Here is a 21,216-nt window from a genome sequence, read left to right on the forward strand (position 1 = left end):
GCCATGAAATTCGGTATCGACCGCCTTCTCGCCGAACCGGCGCTCCGCGAGCCGCTTGAGGGGAAGCGCGTTGCGCTCCTAGCGCATCCCGCTTCGGTGACGGAAGACCTCACCCACTCGCTGGACGCGCTCATCGCCTCCGGCCTTAACGTCAGCGCCGCGTTCGGCCCGCAGCACGGCCTCCGCGGCGACAAGCAGGACAATATGGTGGAGTCGGAGGATTTCACCGACCCTGTCCACGGCATCCCGATCTTCAGCCTCTACGGCGAGGTGCGCCGCCCGACCGGACAATCCATGGGCACCTTCGACGTCATCCTGGTCGACCTTCAGGACCTCGGCTGCCGCATCTACACCTTCATCACCACGCTTCTCTACATCCTCGAAGCCGCGGCTAAGCATGGCAAGGAAGTGTGGGTGCTCGATCGGCCCAATCCCGCGGGAAGGCCGGTCGAAGGGCTGACCCTACTTACCGGCTGGGAAAGTTTCGTTGGCGCCGGGCCGATGCCGATGCGCCACGGCCTGACACTGGGCGAGCTCGGCCTTTGGTTCATCGACAAGATGAAGCTCGACGTGGAGTACCGCATCATCGAGATGGAGGGGTATCAGCCCGACGCCGCTCCCGGCTTCGGCTGGCCGGTAGACAGCCGTATCTGGATCAACCCCAGCCCTAATGCCGCCAATCTCAACATGGCGCGCGCTTATGCAGGCACGGTGATGCTGGAGGGTACGACGCTGTCGGAGGGAAGGGGCACCACGCGCCCGCTGGAGCTGTTCGGCGCGCCGGACATCGACGCCCCCGCAGTCATCGGCGAAATGCGCCGTTTGGCTCCGGATTGGCTCGCCGGCTGCGCCCTCCGCGAAATCTGGTTCGAGCCCACCTTCCACAAGCATGTGGACAAGCTCTGCAACGGCGTCCACATTCATGCCGAGGGCTGCTTCTACGATCATCAAGCCTTTAAGCCCTGGCGCCTTCAGTCGCTCGGCTTCAAGGCAATTCGCCGCCTCTACCCTGACTACGGCCTGTGGCGCGATTTCCCGTACGAATACGAGTTCGGGAAGCTCGCTATCGACGTCATCAATGGGGGCGAAGGTCTGAGGCAGTGGGTGGATGATGCCGAAGCCGCACCCCAAGACTTGGACGCACTCACCAGCCCCGACGAGCAGGCTTGGGAGGAAGAGCGGCGGCCCTATCTCCGTTACTGATCGCGCCGCGGTTTAGACGTCGATATCCCAACCAAGCGCCACCCGTCCTGTGAAGTCGAGCTGCGGCTTCTCCTGAAGCGGGTGGAAGCGGGCGCCCTGAACGTCGCGGAATGCGCGTTCCAGCTCCATCGTCCGGTAGAATGCGCCGCCACCGGCGACCTCCATCGCCTGCTCCACCGTCCTGATCGCAGCCCGTCCGACCAATGTGCGGCAGGTCATCGTGCGGCTCGTCGTCTCCGGTCCAGGCGTGCCGGTTTCGGCAAGCGCGATCATCCGCTCCCATGCCATTTCCGCTTCGGCAAAGGCATTCTCCATCTCGCCGACGAGGTAGGGCAGGTGCCTATCCTCGGGCTTGCGGCGCGCAGCCGCCAAGGCTTTGGCACGTGCCCCTTCCGCCACGCCGACATAGGCCGAATAGATGAGCGGGAAGGCGATCATGCTGATGATGTGGAACAGCATGTGCCACTTGCTCTGCGGACGCCTTCCCGAGACTGCGGCGTCGGGGACGAATACTTCGTTGAGCTCAATGTCGTTTGAGCCCGTGCCGCGCATTCCGAGCACCTTCCAGGTGTCGAGCATCTTCACGCCATCCGCCTTTAGAGGCACGGCGAAATGAAGGACGGTCGGCTCTTCCTCCGGATCCTGATAGACGGCGCTGGTGACGAGCAGGTCGCCCGCGGGGCTGCCGCTGGAGAAGGGCTTGCGTGCCGTCACCCGGAACCCGCCCTCCGCCTTCACCGCGACGCCGCCGCTCGGAAGCCAGTCCGAGCCCCCGCTCGATACGAGCACCAGATCCTCGCCCGCGACGCGCTTCAGCAGGCCTTCTGTGGGCGCCCCCTGATTGCGCCAGCGCCAGGCCGCAGCCGCTACAAGATGGCTGTGCATCGCGAAGGCAAGGGCAGTCGAGCCGCAGGCCGCGCCCAGTCGGCGGATGCTGCGACACATGTCCGTCACGGCCGCCCCGCCGCCGCCGAACTCCTCCGGCACCAACGCTTTGAAGAAGCCGTCCGCCTTCAGCAGCGCGTATGCCTCGCCGACGAAGCTGTCATTTGCGTCGTGCTCCGCGGCCTTTTCCGCAATCTTCGCTGCAATCTCGTCCGCTAGGGAAAGCCAATCCGTCCCGGGCTGCTGCGTCTTTGCCAACATGTCTTCTCGCTCCTTCAATGCCTGCGCGGCTCGGGGCCCGCTTCAAGGGCAGGCGAATAGACGCCGTGAGCGGCAGCCACTAGTTCAGCAACTGAATCGACCCGGTACAGGAACTGAACTGGCGCCTTTCTCCCGAAGAGAGTAATCTCTTTTCGGAGGACAGGCGATGCCCGACCGAAGCTACAAGCAATTCTGCCCCGTCGCGATGGCTGCGGAAATTTTGTGTACACGCTGGACTGTAGTCCTGCTCCGCGAGCTGGTTGCGGGCTCGAGCCGCTTTAACGAATTGAGGCGTGGCATGCCGCGCATGTCTCCAGCCCTGCTTTCGCAGCGCCTGAAGGAGCTGGAAGCCGCCGGGATCGTCCGCCGCACCCCGTCCGCGACGGAGCCTGGAGTGTCCGAATATGGCCTCACCGATGCTGGCAAGGAGCTTGAGCCGCTAATCGAGGCGTTCGGCCGCTGGGGCCAGCGCTGGGTGACGACCGAGCTTTCGCTGGAGCATCTCGAAGCCTCGCTCCTGATGTGGGATATGCGCCGGAACCTCATCACCGATCCAATGCCGCGGCATCGGAACGTCATCCACTTCCGCTATCCCGAGCAGGCAGCGGTCGACCGTTCCTGGTGGCTGATCGTCGAGCCCGATATGCCGGTCGATCTCTGCTCGGTCGATCCCGGTTTCGATGTCGATCTCTACGTCTCCACCGGCCTCCGGACGATGACGGCGATCTGGATGGGCCTCGACACCGTCCGCGCCGCGCTCGCCAGCCAGCGGATGCACCTTACGGGCGACGAGACGCTGGCAAAGGACATGCAGGCGTGGCTCGGTCTCAGCCCCTTTGCCGCCGTCCAGAAGCTGGTGGCCTAAGCCTTGCGGCTCAGCGTCCGCATCGCTTCGTCCAGGCCTTCCAGCGTCAGCGGGTACATGCGGTCCTGCATCAGCCGGCGGATGAGCAGGATGGACTGGCTGTAACCCCAATACTCATCGCGCATCGGGTTCAGCCACACGGCTGAGGGATAAGTATTGGTGAGGCGCTGCATCCAGACCGCGCCCGCTTCGTCGTTGAAATGCTCGACCGAGCCGCCGGGGTGGGTGATCTCATAGGGACTCATCGATGCGTCGCCGACGAAGATCAGCTTGTAATCGTGCCCATATTTGTGGAGCACGTCCCAAGTCGGCGTCCGTTCGGTGAACCGGCGGCGATTGTCCTTCCACACGCCTTCGTAGACGCAATTGTGGAAGTAGAAGAATTCCATGTTCTTGAATTCGGACGTGGCGGCGGAGAACAGCTCCTCGCAGACGCGGATATGCGGGTCCATTGAGCCGCCAACGTCGAGGAAGAGGAGAAGCTTCACGGCATTATGCCGCTCGGGTCGCATCTGGATGTCGAGCCAGCCTTTCCGCGCGGTGCCGTTGATCGTGCCGTCTATGTCGAGCTCATCCGCCGCGCCTTCGCGGGCAAAGCGGCGGAGGCGCCGGAGCGCGACCTTGATGTTGCGAGTGCCGAGCTCCTTCGAGCTGTCGAGGTTACGGAATTCGCGCTTGTCCCAGACTTTGATTGCGCTTCGCTGGCCGCCTTCGCCGCCGATACGTACGCCTTCCGGATTGTAGCCTGAATTGCCGAAGGGGGAGGTGCCGCCGGTGCCGATCCACTTATTGCCGCCCTGGTGCCGCTCCTTCTGCTCCTCGAGCCGCTTCTTCAGCGTCTCCATTATCTCTTCCCAGGAACCCAGCGATTTGATCTCGGCCATCTGCTCCGGCGTGAGGTAGAGTTCGGCCACCTTCTTCAGCCACTCCTCTGGTATTGGAACGGCTTCGGTTCCGTAGTCGATCTCGATCCCTTTGAAGACCTTCCCGAACACCTGATCGAAGCGGTCGAGGAGCGCCTCGTCCTTCACGAAGGTGGCGCGGGCGAGATAGTAGAACTCCTCCGGGCTGGCCGCGATGATGTCCGCGTCTAGCGCTTGCAGCAACGTGAGATGCTCCTTCAGCGAGGCCGGGATGCCCGCCGCGCGAAGCTCGTCGACAAAGGAGAAGAACATGGGCCGCTCTTACGCCGGCTTGCAGCGCCTTGCCAGCGGCTCGCTGGTTAACGGCCTTTCAACCAATGGCACTTAATCAGCCTCCCACAACAAGATTGAAGATGGGGCAGGCGTGGCAAGCTCAGCGATTGAACAGACGGATGGCAACGCGATCAACACGGTGGCACGCAATTGCGGCTCGCTGGCGATCGAATGCAGCGACGTTTCCGGCTACGTCGCCGGCGTTTCCGACCGCATTTCCTCCAACTTGAAGACGCTCGACGCGCTCGAGGAGATCACCAGTCGCCTTCTGGCCGATCAGGCGCGGGTCGCCGATTCCACCGACGAAGCCCGGGTGCTTGCCGAACAGGCACGCGAGAAGCTGGGGCAGGGCCGCTCCGCCATCGAAGACACGATAAAGATCTTCAGCGGCCTGACCGATCTCGTCGTCCAGCTTGGCGACCGGATGGCCGGGTTCGCCGAGGCCATGGGTCAGGTCCAGAACGTCTCCTCGACGATCGAGACGATTGCTAACAAGACGAACATGCTGGCGCTCAACGCTACGATCGAAGCTGCGCGAGCCGGTGAGGCGGGACGGAGCTTCGCCGTCGTCGCGGCCGAGGTGAAGAAGCTCGCGCACGACACGCGCTCGGCCACCAGCCAGATCGCGTCCACTGTCAATTCGCTTACCCGTGAGGCGGAGGCAGTGACTTCCGAAATCAAGGCGGGTGTCGACAAGAGCCGTATCGCCCAGTCGAGCTTCAGCGCGATCAACGACACCGTTCGCGACGTCGCCGACATCGTGGCAATGGTGGACCGTCAGACAGACGGCATCGCCCAGTCCACCGCACTCATTCAGCAGAGCGTCGACAGCGTGAAGGGCGGCCTCTCCAATTTCGCGTCAGACGCCCGGGCCAATGGCGGCGAGCTTCTGAAGACGCAGGAGCGGCTCGCGAAGCTCGAGCTGATGTCCAACGACATGCTGGACAAGCTTGCCAGCTGCGGCGTCCGCATCGATGACACGACCTTTATTGAGCGCGCCCAGCAGTTCAATCGCGAACTCGTCCGTCTCGTCGAAAAGGCCATCGAACGGGGCCAGATCAGCGAGGAGGCGGTGTTCGACACACATTACGTGCCGATGCCGGGTACCAACCCTACCCAATATTCGACGCGCTTCTGCGACTTTGCCGACGAACATGTCCGGCCCGTGCTCGATCGGCTGATGACGAGTGACGGCCGCCACATCGGCTGTGTCATGAGCGACATCAACGGCTATCTGCCGACGCACATAACTGAACGCTCGCAGCCGCAGGGGCCGGATCCCAAGTGGAATGCCGAACATTGCCGCAACCGTCGCAACTTCATCGACGACGCGACGCGCCGCGCCATTGACAGCGAGAATGACGCAATGCTGGTAACCTACCGCATGAATCTCGGCGAGGGCCGCTACCTGCCAGTCAAGAACGTGTTCGTGCCGATGTACATTGCCGGTCGCCGCTGGGGCAATTTCGAGCTCGCCTACCGCGACGAGGCGCGCTGATCGTCAACCGCCGCGGCGGCTCATAAAGGCCAGGCGTTCGAACAACATTACGTCCTGCTCGTTCTTGAGCAAAGCGCCGTGGAGCGGCGGGATCGCCTTTTTCGGATCACGGGACTGCAGCACGTCGAGCGGCATGTCCTCGTGGAGGATGAGCTTCAGCCAGTCGATCAGCTCGCTCGTCGAAGGCTTCTTCTTGAGGCCAGGCACCTCCCGCACCTCGTAGAAGATATCCATCGCCTTTTGGACGAGTATCTTCTGGATGCCCGGGAAGTGGACGTCGATGATCGCCTGCATCGTGTCGCGGTCGGGGAACTTGATATAGTGGAAGAAGCAGCGGCGTAGGAACGCGTCCGGCAGCTCCTTCTCGTTATTCGATGTGATGACGACGATCGGCCGCTCCTTCGCCTTCACCGTCTCCTTCGTCTCATAGACGTGGAATTCCATGCGATCGAGCTCCTGGAGGAGGTCGTTCGGGAATTCGATGTCGGCCTTGTCGATCTCGTCGATGAGGAGGACGGGGAGGGCGGGCGAGGTGAACGCCTCCCAGAGCTTGCCCTTTCGAATATAGTTCGAGATGTCGTGCACCCGCTCGTCGCCGAGCTGGCCGTCGCGAAGCCGCGCCACCGCGTCATATTCGTAGAGGCCCTGATGCGCCTTGGTCGTGCTCTTCACATGCCATTCGATCAGCGGCGCATTGGCTGCCTTGGCGATCTCATGAGCGAGGACGGTTTTGCCGGTGCCGGGCTCGCCTTTGACGAGCAGGGGACGGCGGAGCGTGACGGCCGCGTTGACCGCGACCTTGAGGTCGTCGGTTGCGACGTAATTCTGGGTGCCTTCGAAGCGCATGCCCTAGCCCTACCCACGCATGCGCGGCCGGACAAGCCGCTAGTCCGGCGGCTGGATCTCGCCCCGGAGCCAGCGGCATTTCACACAGTTGCAGTGTCGCCGGCGAAGCGCCAGGGGTTCTGCCAGCTGCCGCGAGCCCAGCCACTCCGCTTCGGCCCGGCGGCGTTCCTTTCGGATTGCCAATTCCCGGCCTCGGCGCCTTTTGCGGCGACGCTTATCCCCCGGTTTTTCATGGTGGAGAGGCTTCTCAAGCCCCTTTCGTGGAAGGCCGAACTTCAGCTTCCGCTTCAGCCTTCTCAGCGCCCCGACGACGTCGCCGTCGATCACATCGACTTTCAAGGCAGGTGAAGATCTTCGCGAGAGAAGCTCGCTCCCTTCCGGAGCGGAAATAGCAGATCAGACCAGGAGGGCCAAGACCCGCGTTTAGCGGTCCGCGCGCGCCATAGCCCTAGCTTCAAGGAGGTCCCAGAGGCCGTGATGCTGGAGCATGACCTGCTCCGCGCCGAACAGCAAAGCGCGCTCGACGAGCGGGGCCGCGCCCATCGTGTCGGCGAGGCGATGCACGGCGCCGGTGTCGGTAAGGCGGTAGGCGGGCGGCTCGACACCGAAGCGGTTGGCGGCGACGTTGAGGACGCCGCGGATGCGGCCCCAGTCCACGACCAGAGCCATCGCCGCGCCCAGAGCGCAGCCGTTCCGTTCCGACTGGGCGAGCATGTCGAGCGCATGTCGCTGCGACAGCAGCATCGCTTCGGCGCTGGCATGGCCGGGGGTGCTCGGCGCTGGCCCCACCTCGACGGCGAGGCGGGCGAGAAAGGCTCGCTCTTCCGAAAAGCCTTCCAGCACCGGCGTGAACCAGGCGCGCGCGGCGGGATCGAGAGTGCGCGTGACCGCATGGTCGATCACGCCTGGGTAGCGGCCGTGGACGGTCGACAGGAAATGAACGGCATCGGCGAGGTTGCGGCTCGACTGGGGTCCACGCAGCAGCAGCTGGCTCGACTGATAGGGATGGGCGGCACTGCCATGGTCCGCCACGCACGCGAAAAGACGCGCTCCTGTAAGGGCGCCCAATGCCTTTTCGACAGGTGCGACCGCCATGCGATACCTCCAGAGCGCCGCGCGAAGCGGCTGAAGGGGGCAGCGTTAGCTCAAACGTCGTAAAGATGAGGTTTACGCGGGCTGCCGAAGCTGTGGATAACGGCGCGGCTTATTCCATTGCGAAAAACAAGCCTACTTGGGCCACATGACCGATGGCAGAGGATTGCCGTTTCGATATGATCCGGCACCTCAGCGGGCAAAGCTTCGTGCGGAAGCCGTACGTCGCGCACTGAGTGGCTGGGAGCATGATCATTGTGCAGCTTGCGGCACCAAATTAGCGGCGAGACTTAACTACCTGACCACTTCAATCGGGCTCCGATCACTTCCGGCAGTCGCTCCGCCGTGAAATCGGTGGAGGGCAGAGTTAGGCATCGCGAGCAGAAACGACGCGCCAACTAGCGTCTGCTTCCGACCCAGCGCAGACATTGGGTGATGATGGCGGATCTAGGCGCTTTCGTCCTCGTCCGTTCCATCCGCCGCCTAAGTGGTATACCACCGGCCAGATCAGAAGAGGAAGTCCGTCGGCGTAAGGGGCTCTGCGCCGATCACCGTCAGATAACGTGCGCTCCCTTGAGGACCGGCGCTACCGTCCGGATCGAACATGACGAAAGTTGCGGGCCTTCCCGCATAATCTGACACCTGTTGGAAAGAGAGCACGCCTGAAGCGAACGGATCCTGACCTTGGGTGCCGAGGGACGCCGTCAGCGCCCTGATATCGATCACGTCGTTTTGAGCCCGGTTGAAGTCATGAATCATGTCGACTCCGTCACCGAAAACGCTGGTGACGAAGCGGTCTGCGCCGCGACCTCCCCCCAATTCGTCACCACCGCTACCGCCAATCAGGACGTCGTTGCCGTCACCGCCGTCGAGGATGTCACCGCCCTCGGCGCCGCGAAGGGTGTCGTTGCCGTCATGACCGATCAGCTTGTCGTTCAACATCTGGCCAGTGATGACATTGTCGCCCGCGTTGCCAGAGCCCCAAAACGACGCACGACCGGTGTGGGTTAAATTCTCCACATGCTCGGGAAGCGTGAAGCTCGTCTTGTGGGTTTGAATCTCGTCAGTGCCTTCACCTGCAAATTCGACGATCGAGTCGCCGGTGCTCTCGACGATCAGGTAGATGTCGTTGCCGGTGCCGCCCTGAAGCGTGTTGCTCCCGGCGTTGCCATAGAGCGTGTCGTTCCCCGCCATGCCGATCAGATAATCGTTGCCACCCCGGCCCTGGATCAGGTTGTCGCCTGAATTGCCGATGCCGGTGAATTTGGCCCCGCCGCCAATTAAATCCTCGAAGTTGGGCGGGAGCACAAAATAATCGGACGATATGCTGATTAGGTCGCGCCCCTCACCTTCCAGCTCCAACAGCGAATCCTGCGCATCGGCTGAGTACGTGTCGTTGCCGCGTCCTCCGACCAGTTCGTCAACGCCGCTGCCCCCAATGAGCTCGTCATCGCCGTCGAAGCCATAGAAGATGTCATTGCCCAGCGCGCCCCGGAAAACATCCCTTAGCGAGGTACCGAAACCAACCATTTGGTTAGTGACAGTGGAGTCTGCCCGGAAGGTGATCCCGGCTGTCGCTGTTCCGCTTGTGTTTAGCGCGTTCACGGTGACGCGGCCTGTGAGGTCCGTCCCCGCCAAGCTCTCCAGGTACAACTCTCCGCCCCTTTGCATGTTCGCAATAATCGTGAACGCCTCGATGTTATCCATCGTCAAAGGGGTGTCGTAATTCCTGAATGACGCGCGCGAAGGGTCCGCGCCGGAGCGCCCGAGCGTGTAAGTCAGGTTGAAGTCGGGTCGATTAGTCATGAAGGCCCATTGAGTATCGTTGCCCGCTCCCCCGTCGACGTTGTCAGGCCCGTCAGAAAGGTGGGTCCAATAAATATTATCGTCGCCGCTCCCCGCAGAGATGATGTCGGCGCCGCCGAGGCCAGCGATCTCATCGGCGCTGTCGGTTCCGATAAGCGTTTCCGGGTTGTTGGTTCCGATGATTGTAGCCATTTGCGTCTCCGTCGCCGCCGTGAGAAAGCTGCTGGCGGATACTGATTACAGACTGCCTCTATGCCTATTATTTCAGGATAAATCCAATTTTCTGGAACCGATGTGCAACGTAGTCAAAGGAGCCACGAATGTTTGCTTTCCACCCATTGCAGACGTTCCGCTTGGAATTAAGATGGCACGATGAGATTGAAAGCCAACTGCCTTAGATCAGACGAAACCGGTGAGTTGATCCACACCCTCGCCAGGTCCAGCCTGCCTACTGAAGATGTAAATGAGCAAGGTAGGAGCTTCTTCCGATTTGAAGACGACGAGGGTCTAGTAGGGTTCGGCGGATGGGAAGGTGAAGGAAGGGATCGCCTGCTCAGATCACTAGTCGTGGTAGAGGGGCGCCAGCGCCAAGGCTTAGGTAGCATCGTGCTGGCGCAGCTGGAAACAGAGGCGAAGGATGCGGGCGCGGATAGGTTCCATTTGCTAACGACAACTGCAGCTTCGTTCTTTCGTGCGAATGGTTACCGGGATGCTGAGCGAGTTCATGCGCCACGCTCAATCCAAGATTGCGAGGAGTTCAAGTCTCTCTGCCCCGCAAGCGCAAGCTATCTAGTGAAAGAGCTTAGCACAGCGCCTGAAGCTTAGGTCCGCTTTCCACCCATAGGGACCTGATGGTGGTCAGCCGCCGGTCGTCGTTTGCCGCTACGCAGGCAGCGCCTCGGGCCTCGGCGGGATGAGGTCGCGCTTGCCTGCGATCCAACCGGCGTAGGCGACGAGGATGCCGGCGACGCCTGCGGCCATGATGAAGGGGGCGGAGGGGAGGGGTGCCAGGCCGGCGTAGAAGGCTTTCCACCAGTCCATGCCGCCAACCGTCTGGTAGAGCAGGGCGGAGAGGAGGGTGAGGGCGGCGGCGAGGTGGAAGGGGCGGCCGTGCTTGCCGCTCCTGAGCGCGAGGGTGAAGAAGAGGGCGGCGACGAAGAGGTTCGCGAGCTGGAAGCCGATGCCGAGCTTCCAGAAATCCTGCGGGCCCGAGATCGAAAGCGGCGGCAGGATCGGCATCAGGCGGCCGAGGATCGGCGCGATCAGCGGCGTCAGCGTGCCGAGCATATAGCGGCTGTGCAGATGCACCTTCCGGCGGCTCCGAAGCGCCTCGAAATAGAACCAGGCGAAGGCGCCGACGCCGACGATATCGAGCCAGGCGAGCCGCGAGGCATACATGGTGTAGAAAGGCGAAACCGCATTCGCGAACCGGTCGGCCATGCCGAGGAAGATGCCTGCGCCGCCCGCGAAGAAGAGCGGGAAGAGGAGGAGGCTGGCCATGCCGAGCCGCCGGTGAAGAACGCGCCGGTCATGATGGACGGTCCAGCTCTGCGCGGCGAGCAGAAGGAGCCAGAGCGAGGCAGTGATGCCATGCGCATGATATTCGGCCGAAGCCGTCGCGAATTGCGACAGATATTGCGGCCAGAACGCCAGCCCGGCGAGCGGGAACAGGGCCAGGATATACCAGTGCGCGCGCGGATAAGGCATGTCGTTCTCCCCCCGAGGAACGGGTGGGAGATTAGTCTAGGTGCGCAGCTCCGCAACCTAAATTAGAGGTGGGCTGATATTCTACCTAAGGTTCGATCACGCGTTCTTAGGCAGAGGATGTTGTTCTGCGATGCTTTTCGCTAACTGACGCGCCTCTTGCGCATGACCATCCCGAAGCAGCGGACCCACACGACCATAGAAATCGTAGAGTGTGTTGAACATGGATTGAACTTCACCGCCCACAACAAATGGAACAGCTACACCCCTCTTAAGGAGTGTTAGGTTAAACGACTTAGAGTCCATCAAAATCGCGTTTGGATCGTCCCCGCCGAGCCCGTAGCCCTGATACTTCAAGTAATCTTCCATGCGGTCCATCAATGACCGCATAGCGCTATAAAGTTCGTAGTCATCCGGCCCCGCATCTACCAGGACGGATTTCGGTCGGGAGACCCACCATCTGGTAATAAGGAAGGTGGGTACAGCTGTGAGAATGATCGCCAAGATTAAAGCCGCAGCCGACGTTTGTAAGTACGAGGGCATTCCCGTGATTCCGAAAGCCGCCAAATAGGTGGCTCCATTCGCAGCCGCGTCCTGAAATGACACGGTTAGCATCACTCCCAGCAAGACTAGCGCAACTCCGCCGACAGCGCCGAGAACGATCCTCCGCATTCTTATCCTTGATCCAATCGCGCCAGCTCCGCGTGTCCTGATATTCTCACTCGAACACCGATGAAGCAATCACCCAATCGTGTCGTTTAAATTTCGCGGATTCACCATCGACCACCGGCATCGCCACAACTAACCTCTCTCATGCATGGGGTTGTGCCTATTTGGTTCTTCTACTTGACATTCGAAGTGTCATCTGGAACAAATACAGAACGAGTGGGAGCTGAAGATGTCGAGAGGAAAGCGGCGCGGCAGCAAGGCTGCGCCGGAGCAAAGCCGCGTGCGCGCCGGGCGGAATCGGCGGGCGCAGCGGGTTAAGGCGGGCGGCTATTATTGGTCGGAAGAGGCGGAGGAGATATTCTTCGACCAGCTGGCGGCGAGTTGCAACGTCAGAGCGTCGGCAGAGGCGGTGGGCTTTACCACCTTCACCGTCTACCGGCACCGGCGGCTCCGGCCAGACTTCGCGCAGAAATGGGCGCTGGCGCTGGAGCAGGGCTATGCCCGGCTGGAAATGGCGGTGCTCTGCGCCGCAGTCGACAGCATCGACGGCATCGAGTTCGACGCCGACCGGCCGATCCCCAAGATGAGCGTCGATCAGGCGATGAACGTGCTCCGCGCGCATCGGAATGAATTGCGCGGCGACCGCGGACGCGGGCCGGGGCGGCGCCGGCTGCCGCCGCGGTACGAGGATGTCGCGCCGAGCATCGAGCGGAAGGTGCGTGCGATCAAGGCGCTTCGGAAACCGGGCGACGCGGCCGCCCATGACTGAGCGGCCGGTGCCGTTCCCAATCCTGGTCGAAGATCTGGACGAGGCGCAGCGGGCGCGGCTCTACAGCGAAATGAGCCTAGACGAGCTTTGGGGCACCGAGGCGGGCTGGCTGAACTGGGCGCATCAGGGGCAGCGGGCGCCCGACGCCTGCGCGGACGGATCCGAGTGGCGGACCTGGGTGATCATGGCCGGGCGCGGCTTCGGCAAGACGCTCGCCGGATCGCAATGGGTGCTGGAGCAGGTGCGGGGATTTTCGGGGGCAGAAGGAACGGACGCCGACCCCCGGCCCCTCCCGCAGGCGGGAGGGGAGTTGAGGATCGCGCTGGTGGGAGCGACGGCGGACGAGGCGCGGCGGGTGATGGTGGAGGGGAAGAGCGGGCTTCTGAACGTCGCGGCGCCGTGGATCGACGACTGGCATCCGAGCCGGCGGCTGCTGCGCTTCGTCACGGGCGCCGAGGCGACCTTGTTTTCGGGCGCGTCGCCGGAAGCGCTGCGCGGGCCGGAGCATCATTTCGCCTGGTGCGACGAACTCGCCAAATGGGAAAAGCCGCAGGAATGCTGGGACATGCTGCAGCTCGGGCTGCGGCTAGGGGAACGGCCGCGGGCGATCGTCACCACCACGCCGCGGGCTGGGCCGGTGCTGAGCGGGATCATGGCAGCGGCGGGATGCGTGAGGAGTGGAGGGGCGACGCGGGCCAATCCGCATTTGCCGCCCGCGTTCATAGGCCATGTCCACGATCTTTACGCCGGAACCCGGCTTGCGCGGCAGGAGCTGGAGGGCGAGCTTTTGAGCGATGTGCCGGGCGCCTTGTGGACGGCGGAATTAATCGAGCGGTCGAGGCACGAAGGCGCCAGGCCCCGGTTCGAGAAGGTGGCGATCGGCGTCGATCCGCCGTCCGGCGACGGGACGTGCGGGATCGTCGCGTGCGCCAAGGACGGCGCGGGGCGAGCCTATGTGCTTGCCGACCATAGCGTGACGGGGCGGTCGCCGGAGGGATGGGCGCGGGCGGTGGCGGCCGCCGCGGAGGCGCACGGCCCCTCGGCAGGACAGGTGCTGGTCGTGGCCGAGGGGAACCAGGGCGGCAAGATGGTGGAAAGCGTTCTTCGCGCGGCGGATGCCGGGCTTCGGGTGCGGATCGTGCATGCTTCGGAAGGGAAGTCGGCGCGGGCGGACCCGGTCGCGGCACTGTTCGAGGCGGGGAAGGCGATGCTGTGCGGGCGCTTTCCAAAGCTCGAGGCGGAGCTTTGCGGGATGACCGGCGGCAGCGGGCGCTATGAAGGGCCCGGCGCATCGCCCGACCGTGCGGACGCGATGGTGTGGGCGCTTACCGAGCTGATGCTGAAGAAGGAAAAGGCGCCGCCGCGGGTGCTTAACTGGTGATCAGGCGAGGGCTTCGGCGGGGATATAGCCGACGAGGTGGTCGCTCGCGCGGTAGCCCCAGGCCCAGCCGGCGGTGATGTCGAGGAGGGCGAAGGCTTCGCCGGGGGCGAGGCGGGCGAGCTCCTCTGCATTGGCGGGAGAGGCTTGGAGGGCGGCGCCGTTCGGACCCACTGTCTTCAGGGCGGCTTCGGCATAATGGGGAGCGAAGAGCTTATCGGCGAGGGCGATGTCGGCGAGGTCGCCGCGATAGGCGTTATAGCGTGGGTCGAGCTCCGCCGAAGGGCCGCTCAGCCGGAAACGGTCAGTGCTGGAGGAGGATTCCCCGTTCCTTGGCGCCGCGCTTGGCGCTGCTGTCCCCTTCGATATTGCGTTCGAAGCTTTCAAGAAATTCCTGTCCCGTGCTGGTCTGCGCAACGAACACGTTGCGCCGGTCCGCCTCATCGCGGACGCGCCGCAGATAGCCGAGCGAACCAAGCGTATTCAAGGCGCGCGTGATGACGGGTTTAGAGACGCCGAGGACATTGGCAAGCCCGCGCACCGTATGCGGTCCCGGGGTGAGATAGACCAGCAGCATCAAGGCCATCTGGCGGTTGGTGAGGTCAGGCTGGCCCGAGCGCACATAAGCGATCAGGGTCTCCATCCATTTACCGAGGGCACGCTCCGACACGGCAAGCCTACTCCGAATGTTGTGTTTATGGTTTCGGAGCTAAAACCAGTCAGATTCGCGTTTGTTTCGCTTGTCGTTGAAAATTCGAAGCAAATGCGACGAATTGCTCAAGCGCGCGGATAGCGGCCCTTCAGCATCTCCCAAGCGGCGCGCAGGCCGAGCGCGTCGCCGCCCTTCGGCCGGCCGGGCTTTGAGGCGGCCCGCCAGGCGAAGGTGTCGAGATGCGCCCAAGGCAGGTTTTCGGGCACGAACTTCTGCAGAAACAGCGCGGCGGTGATGGTCCCGGCCATCGGGCTGTCGGCGGAGTTCACCATGTCAGCGAGGTCGGATTTCAGCATGTCCGCATAATGCTTCCAGAGCGGGAGGCGCCAGACAGGGTCGGAGACGGCATCGCCGCCGGCGAGCAGTTCCTGCGCAAGATCGTTCCTGTTGGCGAAGAGGGCGGGCAGGTCAGGGCCGAGCGCGACACGGGCGGCGCCGGTGAGGGTCGCGAAGTCGAGGATCAACTCCGGCTCCGCTTCGGCGGCCTTTGCGAGAGCGTCCGCGAGGATCAGGCGTCCCTCGGCATCCGTATTGTCGATCTCGACGGTGAGGCCCTTGCGGCTCCGCAGGATATCGCCGGGGCGGAAGGCGTTGCCGGACACCGCATTCTCCACCGCCGGGATGAGGAGGTGGAGGCGGACGGGGAGGCGGCTCTTCATGATGAGCAGCGCAAGGGCGAGGGCGTGTGCGGCACCGCCCATATCCTTCTTCATGAGGCGCATGCCGGCCGCGGGCTTGATGTCGAGACCGCCGCTGTCGAAGCAGACGCCTTTGCCGACGACGGCGATGCGGGGGTGGCGCTGGTCACCCCATTCCAGCTCGATCATGCGCGGCCCGCGCTCGGGCGCGGCGGCGCGGCCAACGGCGTGCACCATCGGGAACTCACGCTCGAGTTCTTCGCCCGAGGTGGACGAGATGATCGCGGAATAGTTCTTTGCGAGTTCAGAGACAGCCTCTTCAAGCTCCTTGGGGCCGAGATCCTGCGCGGGCGTATTGACGAGATTGCGCACGAGGAAGGTCGCCTCGGCAATCCCGAGCGTCTCTTCGATCCGGACTGGGTGGTCGCTAAGGAGGATACGAGGCCCCTTCTTCGCCGACTCCTTCTTGTAACTATCGAAACTGTATTGGCCGAGCAGCCAACCGAGCATCGCCCAGCCCGGGCTGCGCTCCGCGATGCGGTAGGTACCTGCGGGCAGCGCTTCCGCGGCCTTGGCAAGGCACCAGACGCTCAGATCGTCCACATTGGCAACGCCCAGGGCCACCGACCATTCGTTGGCCGCATCTCCTGGCAGGGTCGCGAGCTGAAATCCCTCCGCCTTGAACCCCTGCGCCGTTACAGCCTGCCGCGCCCGCTCCGGCTGGGCACTGAGCCAGGCATCGAATGTCTTCTTGTCGACGAGATGAAGCAGGGTCGCCGGCTGCCCCTTGTCCGGCTGAACAAGCGAAGAAAGATCGGTCATGTCAGCCTATTGGCCTAAGCCTTCGGCAGCGGCAAGCGTTACCCCGGAGCTATAGCTCAGCGACATTAGTATAATAATCATATTAGAATATCATAATATTCCCGCAGGATTATTGTCCCTATACGGAGCAATTCAACTCGAGACATCACCTGCCTCTACCTTCAATATTAGCAGTTTAGTAACTTTGCCGCGACTCGCGATCGAAGCCGCTTCCGGGGGAAGGCGCGGGCGGGTCGCGGCGGCCGGACCTGTGGGGCAATGCGGAGTCCGGCCGCCCGAAGCTATTTGGGTGGGGAAGCATCATGGCGACGGTTACGACTGGGCTGAAGGTATCGGTATTGAATACGCCGCAGGCGAAGGACGACGTCTATTCGTCAATGGAAGACGTCTGTAGGTATTTGGATGTCCTTGCCAACGACCTCGGCGGCAGTGCCAAGACGCTCTATTCGCTTTACGGAGACGTGACCGTAGAGGACGGCGGAAGCTCCCTTTCTTCGGCACAGCTGATTTCCGGTCTTCCCGCCTACAGCGTCACTACTTCGCTTGGAGCGACCGCTTCCATCATCGGCAGCCAGATCAAATATGATACGGCCGCGCTCGACTGGATCCCGCAAGGCGTCTCGAAAACTGACGTCTTCTCTTATGTGATCAGGCTGTCGAACGGCGCCTTCAGCATCGCAACGGTGACAGTGACCGTCACCGGCAGCAACGATGCACCGGTCGTCACTGGCGCCGTCACCGGCATTGCCGCTGAAGACGGTGCGGCCGTTACCCTTAACGCGCTGGCCAATGCGTCCGACATCGATGCCGGCACGGTCCTTTCCGTGGTTCACGTCCCGGCAGCCCTGCCCGCAGGCGTGACCTATAATGCGACGACGGGCGCGTTCACGCTCGATCCTTCGGCAGCGGCTTATCAGAGCCTCGCGCATGGCCAGAGCATCACCGTTACCGTGAATTACGGGGTGTCCGACGGGATAGCGACGACACCGACCTCGGCGACCTGGATGGTTACGGGCATCAACGACGCGCCTGTGGCGCAGCATGACGCTGCGGCTGCCACCGAAGGCGTCACAGCGATAAGCGGTTCTGTCGCTGCAAACGATAGCGATGCCGATGCCGGCGCGGTGCTGACTTATGCGCTGACCGGCGCTGCGCCGGCGGGCTTCGCCTTCGATGAAGACGGCAACTGGTCGTTCGATCCCGCAAACCCGGCCTATGACTCGCTGGCCGAGGGCGCCACGCTGAAGATCGTCATCCCCTATATCGTCACCGACGATCAGGGCGCGAGCGCCGGCGCGGAACTCACCGTCACGGTCACCGGCACCAATGATGGGCCGGTGGCGGCGGACGACTCGGCTTCCGGCCACGAAAATCAGACGCTCACCATCGACGTACTGGCGAACGACACGGACGTGGACGCGGGTGCCGCGCTGACGCTTATTTCGGCATCGGCGGCAGTCGGAAAAGGCCAGGCGAGCGTCATTGGCGGACTGCTCCAGTTCGATCCCGGCAGCGACTTCGACCATCTGGCGGCCGGCGCGTCAGAAACGGTGGTGCTGAACTATGTGATCGAGGACGAACATGGCGCCTCTTCGACGGCGTCCGTCACCGTCGCCATTATGGGAACCAATGATGCGCCCGTGGTGAGCGGGGATGTCGGTAGCAACGCGGCCGAGGACGGAGCCGGCGTGACGCTCGACGCGCTGGCCAACGCCTCCGACGTGGATGACGGAACCGTGCTTACGGTGGTTGATGTGCCGCCGACGCTGCCGCCGGGCGTCACCTATACCAGCGCCACGGGGAAATTTACGCTCGATCCTTCCGCAGCCGCCTATCAGAGCCTTGGGGTGGGGCAAAGCATTCTCGTCACCGTTGATTATAGCGTGTCAGATGGCAGCGTCGCCGTCCCTGCTTCGGTAAGCTGGACCGTCAGCGGCACGAATGACGACCCCGTAGCCGTTCCCGCCACGACCTTCGTTCTTGAGGGCGATGCGGCGGTCACGGGACAGCTTCAGGCGATCGACGCCGACAGCGGCGACACGCTGACTTTCGCGCTCGACGGCGCCCCGCCTCCAGGCTTCTCGCTCTACGGCGACGGCAGCTGGAGCTTCGATTCCGCCAATTCCGCTTACGACCATCTTGTGGAGGGCGACACCAACGAACTGGTGATCGGTTACAATGTCATCGATGGAAACGGAGGTTTTCATTCGGCGACGCTCGTCATCACAATGGAAGGGACGAACGATGCGGCGTTGATCGGCGGTGCCGATACGGGAGGCGTGGTCGAGCATGGGAATTCCGAAACCTCCGGCATTCTCACCGTTGACGACGCGGACACGGGTGAGGAGGTTTTCAAGGCGGAAACCATCGTCACGGCCTACGGCACTCTGACGATCGATGCCGGCGGCGCCTGGACCTACCAGCTCGACAATGATGCTCCTGGCCTAGCCTCGCTGAACACCGGGGAGAACGCTACCGATGTGATCGAGGTGGAGGCGGCGGACGGCACCATCCATCTGATCACCATCACGATCGAGGGTGCGAATGAATATACGCCGCCGCCCGTGTTCATCGGCACCGGCGACCCGAACGATTTCGACGCCCTGCCTGGCGGAGGGTCGAATGCTGCCGCGATCAACGGCAACGACGGCAACAACAATCTGATCGGAGGGGACGCCGCGCAAACAATCAACGGCGCCGGCGGGAACGACACAATACGCGGCGGCGGCGGCAACGACACACTGATCGGCGGAAACAATAACGACACGATCTATGGAGGGACGGGCAACGATACTCTCTATGGCTACGGAGTGGCCGGTTCATCTCAGGTGGACAATGACGACCTTTTCGGCGGATCGGGCGACGATCACATCTTCGGCGACTTCCGGAACGATGAGATTTTCGGCGGCAGCGGCGCAGATACGATCAATGGCGGAGACGGTAACGACGTCATCACCGGCGGTTATGGCAGTGACACATTGACGGGCGGGGAGGGTGGCGATCATTTCGTGTTCCTCAGCGCCCTGGATACGGGCGATACCATAACCGATTTCTCGTCCGGCGACCGATTGGATTTCCGCGGTCTCGGCCTGCACCTGGAAACGCCGTCAGGCGAGATAGGCGCTGCCGGCGCGGTGGGCGCCTTTGGGGTGGGCTGGTTTCGGCACGACGGCGTCACTGACATTTATGCCGATTTCACCGGCGATGGAGTCGTGGACTTCCAACTGACGCTCAGCAACGGAGCGACACCGAATTTCCTGTTGATCTAGGGAAGCATCGCGACGGGTACGCCGAACAGGTCGTGCTCGTCAGCATCCTCGATGAGGACCGGGATGATGTCGCCTTGTTTCGCATTCATCGCGTCGCGGAGGTGGACTTCGCCGTCGATCTCGGGCGCGTCCGCATAGGAGCGGCCGGTGGCCCCGCCTTCGCCATCTGCTACATCGATGATGACGTCGAGCGTGCGACCGATCTTCGCCTCGAGCTTGGCGGCGGAGATGGCGGCGGTCTTCTCCATGATGCGGGCGTAACGTTCTTCCTTTACCTCTTCCGGCACCGAGCCCGGGAGGTGGTTGGCGGCCGCGCCCTCGACCGGTTCGAAGCGGAAGGCGCCGACGCGGTCGAGCTGCGCTTCGGCCAGCCAGTCGAGGAGATATTGGAAATCCTCCTCCGTCTCGCCGGGGAAACCGACGACGAAGGAGGAGCGAATGGCGATGTCCGGACAGATTGCGCGCCAGCCGCGGATACGCTCAAGCACCTTGGCCTCATTTGCTGGGCGCTTCATCGCCTTCAGTACGTTCGGCGCTGCGTGCTGGAACGGAATGTCGAGATAGGGGAGGACCAACCCCTCGGCCATCAGCGGGATCACCCGGTCCACATGTGGGTAGGGATAGACGTAATGAAGGCGGACCCAGGCGCCGAGCTTGCCCAACTCGCGGGCGAGATCGGTCATGTGGGCGCGAACCTCAGAGCCCTTCCAAGGCCATGCAGCGTGTTTGAGGTCGACGCCGTATGCTGAGGTGTCCTGGCTGATGACCAGCAGCTCGCGGGTGCCGGCGGCGACAAGCTTTTCGGCTTCGCGGAGGATCGCGTCGGGGCGGCGGCTGACGAGGTCCCCCCGGAGCGAGGGGATGATGCAGAAGGCGCAGCGGTGATTGCAGCCTTCGGAGATCTTCAAATAGCTGTAGTGGCGCGGCGTGAGCTTGAGGCCGCCCTCTGGCACCAGGTTCAGGAAGGCGCTGGGCGGCATCGGCGCGGCTTCATGGACGGCGCCGACCACCTGCTCGTACTGGGCTGGGCCGGTGACGGCGAGCACATCCGGGAAACGCTCGCGGATGACCTCCGCCTCCTTACCCATGCAGCCGGTGACGATGACACGGCCATTCTCGGCAATCGCCTCGCCGATCGCGGCAAGGCTTTCCTCCTTGGCCGAATCGAGGAAGCCGCAGGTGTTGACCAGCACCACGTCGGCCTGATCGTAATCCGGCGACATCTGATAGCCGTCCGAACGAAGCTTGGTCAGGATGCGTTCGCTATCGACCAGCGCCTTCGGACAGCCGAGCGAGACCATGCCGACCTTGGGCGGGGAGGGGAGCTTCGTTGCCATGGGAGGCGCCCACATAGTGGCAAAGGGCGCAAATTCCTAGTGGGATGGCAGGGGTTTAGAAGAAGGTGTGCAGACGTAGAGAAGCAGCCCGCTTAAAAGCAGGCTGCTCTGCTAAACTTGTAACTTAAAGAGCTATCAGCCCTTCGAGCCGGCTGATTCCCAGCCGCCGCAGCCAAAAAGCCAATCCAAAAAGCTCTTCGGCGGCTGCTTGTTCTTGCCCATGATTATTCCCCTGCGTTCAGGCGAACGAATCGTTACGCCTCCAG

18 protein-coding genes are annotated in these 21,216 nt (G+C 62.8%); 7 read left to right on the forward strand and 11 right to left on the reverse strand.

Annotated elements, in window-relative coordinates; all coding sequences use genetic code 11:
- The first annotated feature begins 3 nt into the window (after positions 1 to 3).
- Positions 4 to 1,203, forward strand: coding sequence for a DUF1343 domain-containing protein (locus VGD10_RS00605; protein ID WP_331038848.1), 1,200 nt, complete (start codon positions 4 to 6; stop codon positions 1,201 to 1,203).
- A 12-nt stretch (positions 1,204 to 1,215) separates the two neighbouring features.
- Here the strand turns inward: VGD10_RS00605 and VGD10_RS00610 are convergent, their stop codons facing one another.
- Positions 1,216 to 2,349 (reverse strand): acyl-CoA dehydrogenase family protein, encoded by a 1,134-nt coding sequence (locus tag VGD10_RS00610; protein WP_331038849.1) that lies wholly within the window; start codon positions 2,347 to 2,349, stop codon positions 1,216 to 1,218.
- A gap of 166 nt (positions 2,350 to 2,515) precedes the next feature.
- Between VGD10_RS00610 and VGD10_RS00615 the strand changes: the two genes are divergently transcribed.
- Positions 2,516 to 3,214 (forward strand): helix-turn-helix domain-containing protein, encoded by a 699-nt coding sequence (locus tag VGD10_RS00615; RefSeq protein WP_331038850.1) that lies wholly within the window; start codon positions 2,516 to 2,518, stop codon positions 3,212 to 3,214.
- Here the strand turns inward: VGD10_RS00615 and VGD10_RS00620 are convergent.
- A complete protein-coding gene (locus tag VGD10_RS00620) occupies positions 3,211 to 4,389 on the reverse strand; it encodes a vWA domain-containing protein (protein WP_331038851.1) in 1,179 nt (392 codons plus the stop codon). The genes VGD10_RS00615 and VGD10_RS00620 overlap by 4 nt on opposite strands.
- 112 nt (positions 4,390 to 4,501) lie before the next feature.
- Between VGD10_RS00620 and VGD10_RS00625 the strand changes: the two genes are divergently transcribed.
- Positions 4,502 to 5,908 carry a methyl-accepting chemotaxis protein gene (locus VGD10_RS00625; protein WP_331038852.1) on the forward strand — a complete coding sequence of 469 codons (1,407 nt, stop codon included), beginning with the start codon at positions 4,502 to 4,504 and terminating at the stop codon, positions 5,906 to 5,908.
- 3 nt (positions 5,909 to 5,911) lie between these two features.
- On the opposite strand, the gene VGD10_RS00630 is transcribed toward VGD10_RS00625, so the two are convergent.
- The 3 genes from VGD10_RS00630 to VGD10_RS00640 form a co-directional block, all read right to left on the reverse strand.
- Positions 5,912 to 6,754 carry a MoxR family ATPase gene (locus VGD10_RS00630; RefSeq protein ID WP_331038853.1) on the reverse strand — a complete coding sequence of 281 codons (843 nt, stop codon included), beginning with the start codon at positions 6,752 to 6,754 and terminating at the stop codon, positions 5,912 to 5,914.
- A gap of 423 nt (positions 6,755 to 7,177) precedes the next feature.
- Complete coding sequence (locus tag VGD10_RS00635; RefSeq protein ID WP_331038854.1) at positions 7,178 to 7,849, reverse strand: DUF6975 family protein; 672 nt, start codon at positions 7,847 to 7,849, stop codon at positions 7,178 to 7,180.
- A gap of 504 nt (positions 7,850 to 8,353) precedes the next feature.
- Positions 8,354 to 9,844, reverse strand: coding sequence for a calcium-binding protein (locus VGD10_RS00640; RefSeq protein WP_331038855.1), 1,491 nt, complete (start codon positions 9,842 to 9,844; stop codon positions 8,354 to 8,356).
- Positions 9,845 to 10,024: 180 nt separating this feature from the next.
- Between VGD10_RS00640 and arsN2 the strand changes: the two genes are divergently transcribed.
- Positions 10,025 to 10,477: an arsenic resistance N-acetyltransferase ArsN2 gene (gene arsN2, locus VGD10_RS00645; RefSeq protein ID WP_331038856.1), complete on the forward strand. Its 453-nt coding sequence runs from the start codon at positions 10,025 to 10,027 to the stop codon at positions 10,475 to 10,477.
- 57 nt (positions 10,478 to 10,534) lie between these two features.
- Here arsN2 and VGD10_RS00650 read toward each other — a convergent pair whose 3' ends face one another.
- Together VGD10_RS00650 and VGD10_RS00655 are read right to left on the reverse strand one after the other, a co-directional pair.
- Positions 10,535 to 11,359 (reverse strand): hypothetical protein, encoded by an 825-nt coding sequence (locus VGD10_RS00650; RefSeq protein WP_331038857.1) that lies wholly within the window; start codon positions 11,357 to 11,359, stop codon positions 10,535 to 10,537.
- Positions 11,360 to 11,455: 96 nt separating this feature from the next.
- Positions 11,456 to 12,028: a hypothetical protein gene (locus VGD10_RS00655; RefSeq protein WP_331038858.1), complete on the reverse strand. Its 573-nt coding sequence runs from the start codon at positions 12,026 to 12,028 to the stop codon at positions 11,456 to 11,458.
- A gap of 226 nt (positions 12,029 to 12,254) precedes the next feature.
- On the opposite strand from VGD10_RS00655, the gene VGD10_RS00660 reads away from it, so the two are divergent.
- Together VGD10_RS00660 and VGD10_RS00665 are read left to right on the forward strand one after the other, a co-directional pair.
- Positions 12,255 to 12,794 (forward strand): hypothetical protein, encoded by a 540-nt coding sequence (locus VGD10_RS00660; protein ID WP_331038859.1) that lies wholly within the window; start codon positions 12,255 to 12,257, stop codon positions 12,792 to 12,794.
- Positions 12,787 to 14,175 (forward strand): terminase large subunit domain-containing protein, encoded by a 1,389-nt coding sequence (locus VGD10_RS00665; protein ID WP_331038860.1) that lies wholly within the window; start codon positions 12,787 to 12,789, stop codon positions 14,173 to 14,175. Before VGD10_RS00660 ends, VGD10_RS00665 begins: the two co-directional genes overlap by 8 nt.
- On the opposite strand, the gene VGD10_RS00670 is transcribed toward VGD10_RS00665, so the two are convergent.
- The 3 genes from VGD10_RS00670 to VGD10_RS00680 form a co-directional block, all read right to left on the reverse strand.
- The gene (locus tag VGD10_RS00670) at positions 14,176 to 14,559 is read right to left on the reverse strand and encodes a hypothetical protein (RefSeq protein WP_331038861.1); all 384 of its coding nucleotides are present in this window, start codon (positions 14,557 to 14,559) and stop codon (positions 14,176 to 14,178) included.
- Positions 14,477 to 14,842, reverse strand: coding sequence for a MarR family transcriptional regulator (locus tag VGD10_RS00675; protein ID WP_331038862.1), 366 nt, complete (start codon positions 14,840 to 14,842; stop codon positions 14,477 to 14,479). The genes VGD10_RS00670 and VGD10_RS00675 overlap by 83 nt, the downstream gene beginning before the upstream one ends.
- Before the next feature lie 107 nt (positions 14,843 to 14,949).
- Positions 14,950 to 16,344: a leucyl aminopeptidase family protein gene (locus VGD10_RS00680; RefSeq protein WP_331038863.1), complete on the reverse strand. Its 1,395-nt coding sequence runs from the start codon at positions 16,342 to 16,344 to the stop codon at positions 14,950 to 14,952.
- 302 nt (positions 16,345 to 16,646) lie between these two features.
- Between VGD10_RS00680 and VGD10_RS00685 the strand changes: the two genes are divergently transcribed.
- Positions 16,647 to 19,613, forward strand: coding sequence for a VCBS domain-containing protein (locus VGD10_RS00685; RefSeq protein WP_331038864.1), 2,967 nt, complete (start codon positions 16,647 to 16,649; stop codon positions 19,611 to 19,613).
- Here the strand turns inward: VGD10_RS00685 and rimO are convergent.
- On the reverse strand, positions 19,610 to 20,950 hold the full coding sequence (rimO, locus tag VGD10_RS00690) for a 30S ribosomal protein S12 methylthiotransferase RimO (protein WP_331038865.1): 1,341 nt from the start codon (positions 20,948 to 20,950) through the stop codon (positions 19,610 to 19,612). The two genes, VGD10_RS00685 and rimO, sit on opposite strands and share 4 nt — an antisense overlap.
- Positions 20,951 to 21,216: the final 266 nt, after the last annotated feature.

Source organism: Allosphingosinicella sp. (assembly GCF_036402135.1).
Taxonomy (GTDB): domain Bacteria; phylum Pseudomonadota; class Alphaproteobacteria; order Sphingomonadales; family Sphingomonadaceae; genus Allosphingosinicella.

What these genes read in the sequence shown, in the direction of transcription:
- VGD10_RS00605 (WP_331038848.1), top strand. Translation starts at nt 4, where the DNA reads ATGAAATTCGGTATCGACCGCCTTCTCGCCGAACCGGCGCTCCGCGAG.
- VGD10_RS00610 (WP_331038849.1), bottom strand. Translation starts at nt 2,349, where the DNA reads ATGTTGGCAAAGACGCAGCAGCCCGGGACGGATTGGCTTTCCCTAGCG.
- VGD10_RS00615 (WP_331038850.1), top strand. Translation starts at nt 2,516, where the DNA reads ATGCCCGACCGAAGCTACAAGCAATTCTGCCCCGTCGCGATGGCTGCG.
- VGD10_RS00620 (WP_331038851.1), bottom strand. Translation starts at nt 4,389, where the DNA reads ATGTTCTTCTCCTTTGTCGACGAGCTTCGCGCGGCGGGCATCCCGGCC.
- VGD10_RS00630 (WP_331038853.1), bottom strand. Translation starts at nt 6,754, where the DNA reads ATGCGCTTCGAAGGCACCCAGAATTACGTCGCAACCGACGACCTCAAG.
- VGD10_RS00635 (WP_331038854.1), bottom strand. Translation starts at nt 7,849, where the DNA reads ATGGCGGTCGCACCTGTCGAAAAGGCATTGGGCGCCCTTACAGGAGCG.
- VGD10_RS00640 (WP_331038855.1), bottom strand. Translation starts at nt 9,844, where the DNA reads ATGGCTACAATCATCGGAACCAACAACCCGGAAACGCTTATCGGAACC.
- arsN2 (WP_331038856.1), top strand. Translation starts at nt 10,025, where the DNA reads ATGAGATTGAAAGCCAACTGCCTTAGATCAGACGAAACCGGTGAGTTG.
- VGD10_RS00650 (WP_331038857.1), bottom strand. Translation starts at nt 11,359, where the DNA reads ATGCCTTATCCGCGCGCGCACTGGTATATCCTGGCCCTGTTCCCGCTC.
- VGD10_RS00655 (WP_331038858.1), bottom strand. Translation starts at nt 12,028, where the DNA reads ATGCGGAGGATCGTTCTCGGCGCTGTCGGCGGAGTTGCGCTAGTCTTG.
- VGD10_RS00660 (WP_331038859.1), top strand. Translation starts at nt 12,255, where the DNA reads ATGTCGAGAGGAAAGCGGCGCGGCAGCAAGGCTGCGCCGGAGCAAAGC.
- VGD10_RS00665 (WP_331038860.1), top strand. Translation starts at nt 12,787, where the DNA reads ATGACTGAGCGGCCGGTGCCGTTCCCAATCCTGGTCGAAGATCTGGAC.
- VGD10_RS00680 (WP_331038863.1), bottom strand. Translation starts at nt 16,344, where the DNA reads ATGACCGATCTTTCTTCGCTTGTTCAGCCGGACAAGGGGCAGCCGGCG.
- VGD10_RS00685 (WP_331038864.1), top strand. Translation starts at nt 16,647, where the DNA reads ATGGCGACGGTTACGACTGGGCTGAAGGTATCGGTATTGAATACGCCG.
- rimO (WP_331038865.1), bottom strand. Translation starts at nt 20,950, where the DNA reads ATGGCAACGAAGCTCCCCTCCCCGCCCAAGGTCGGCATGGTCTCGCTC.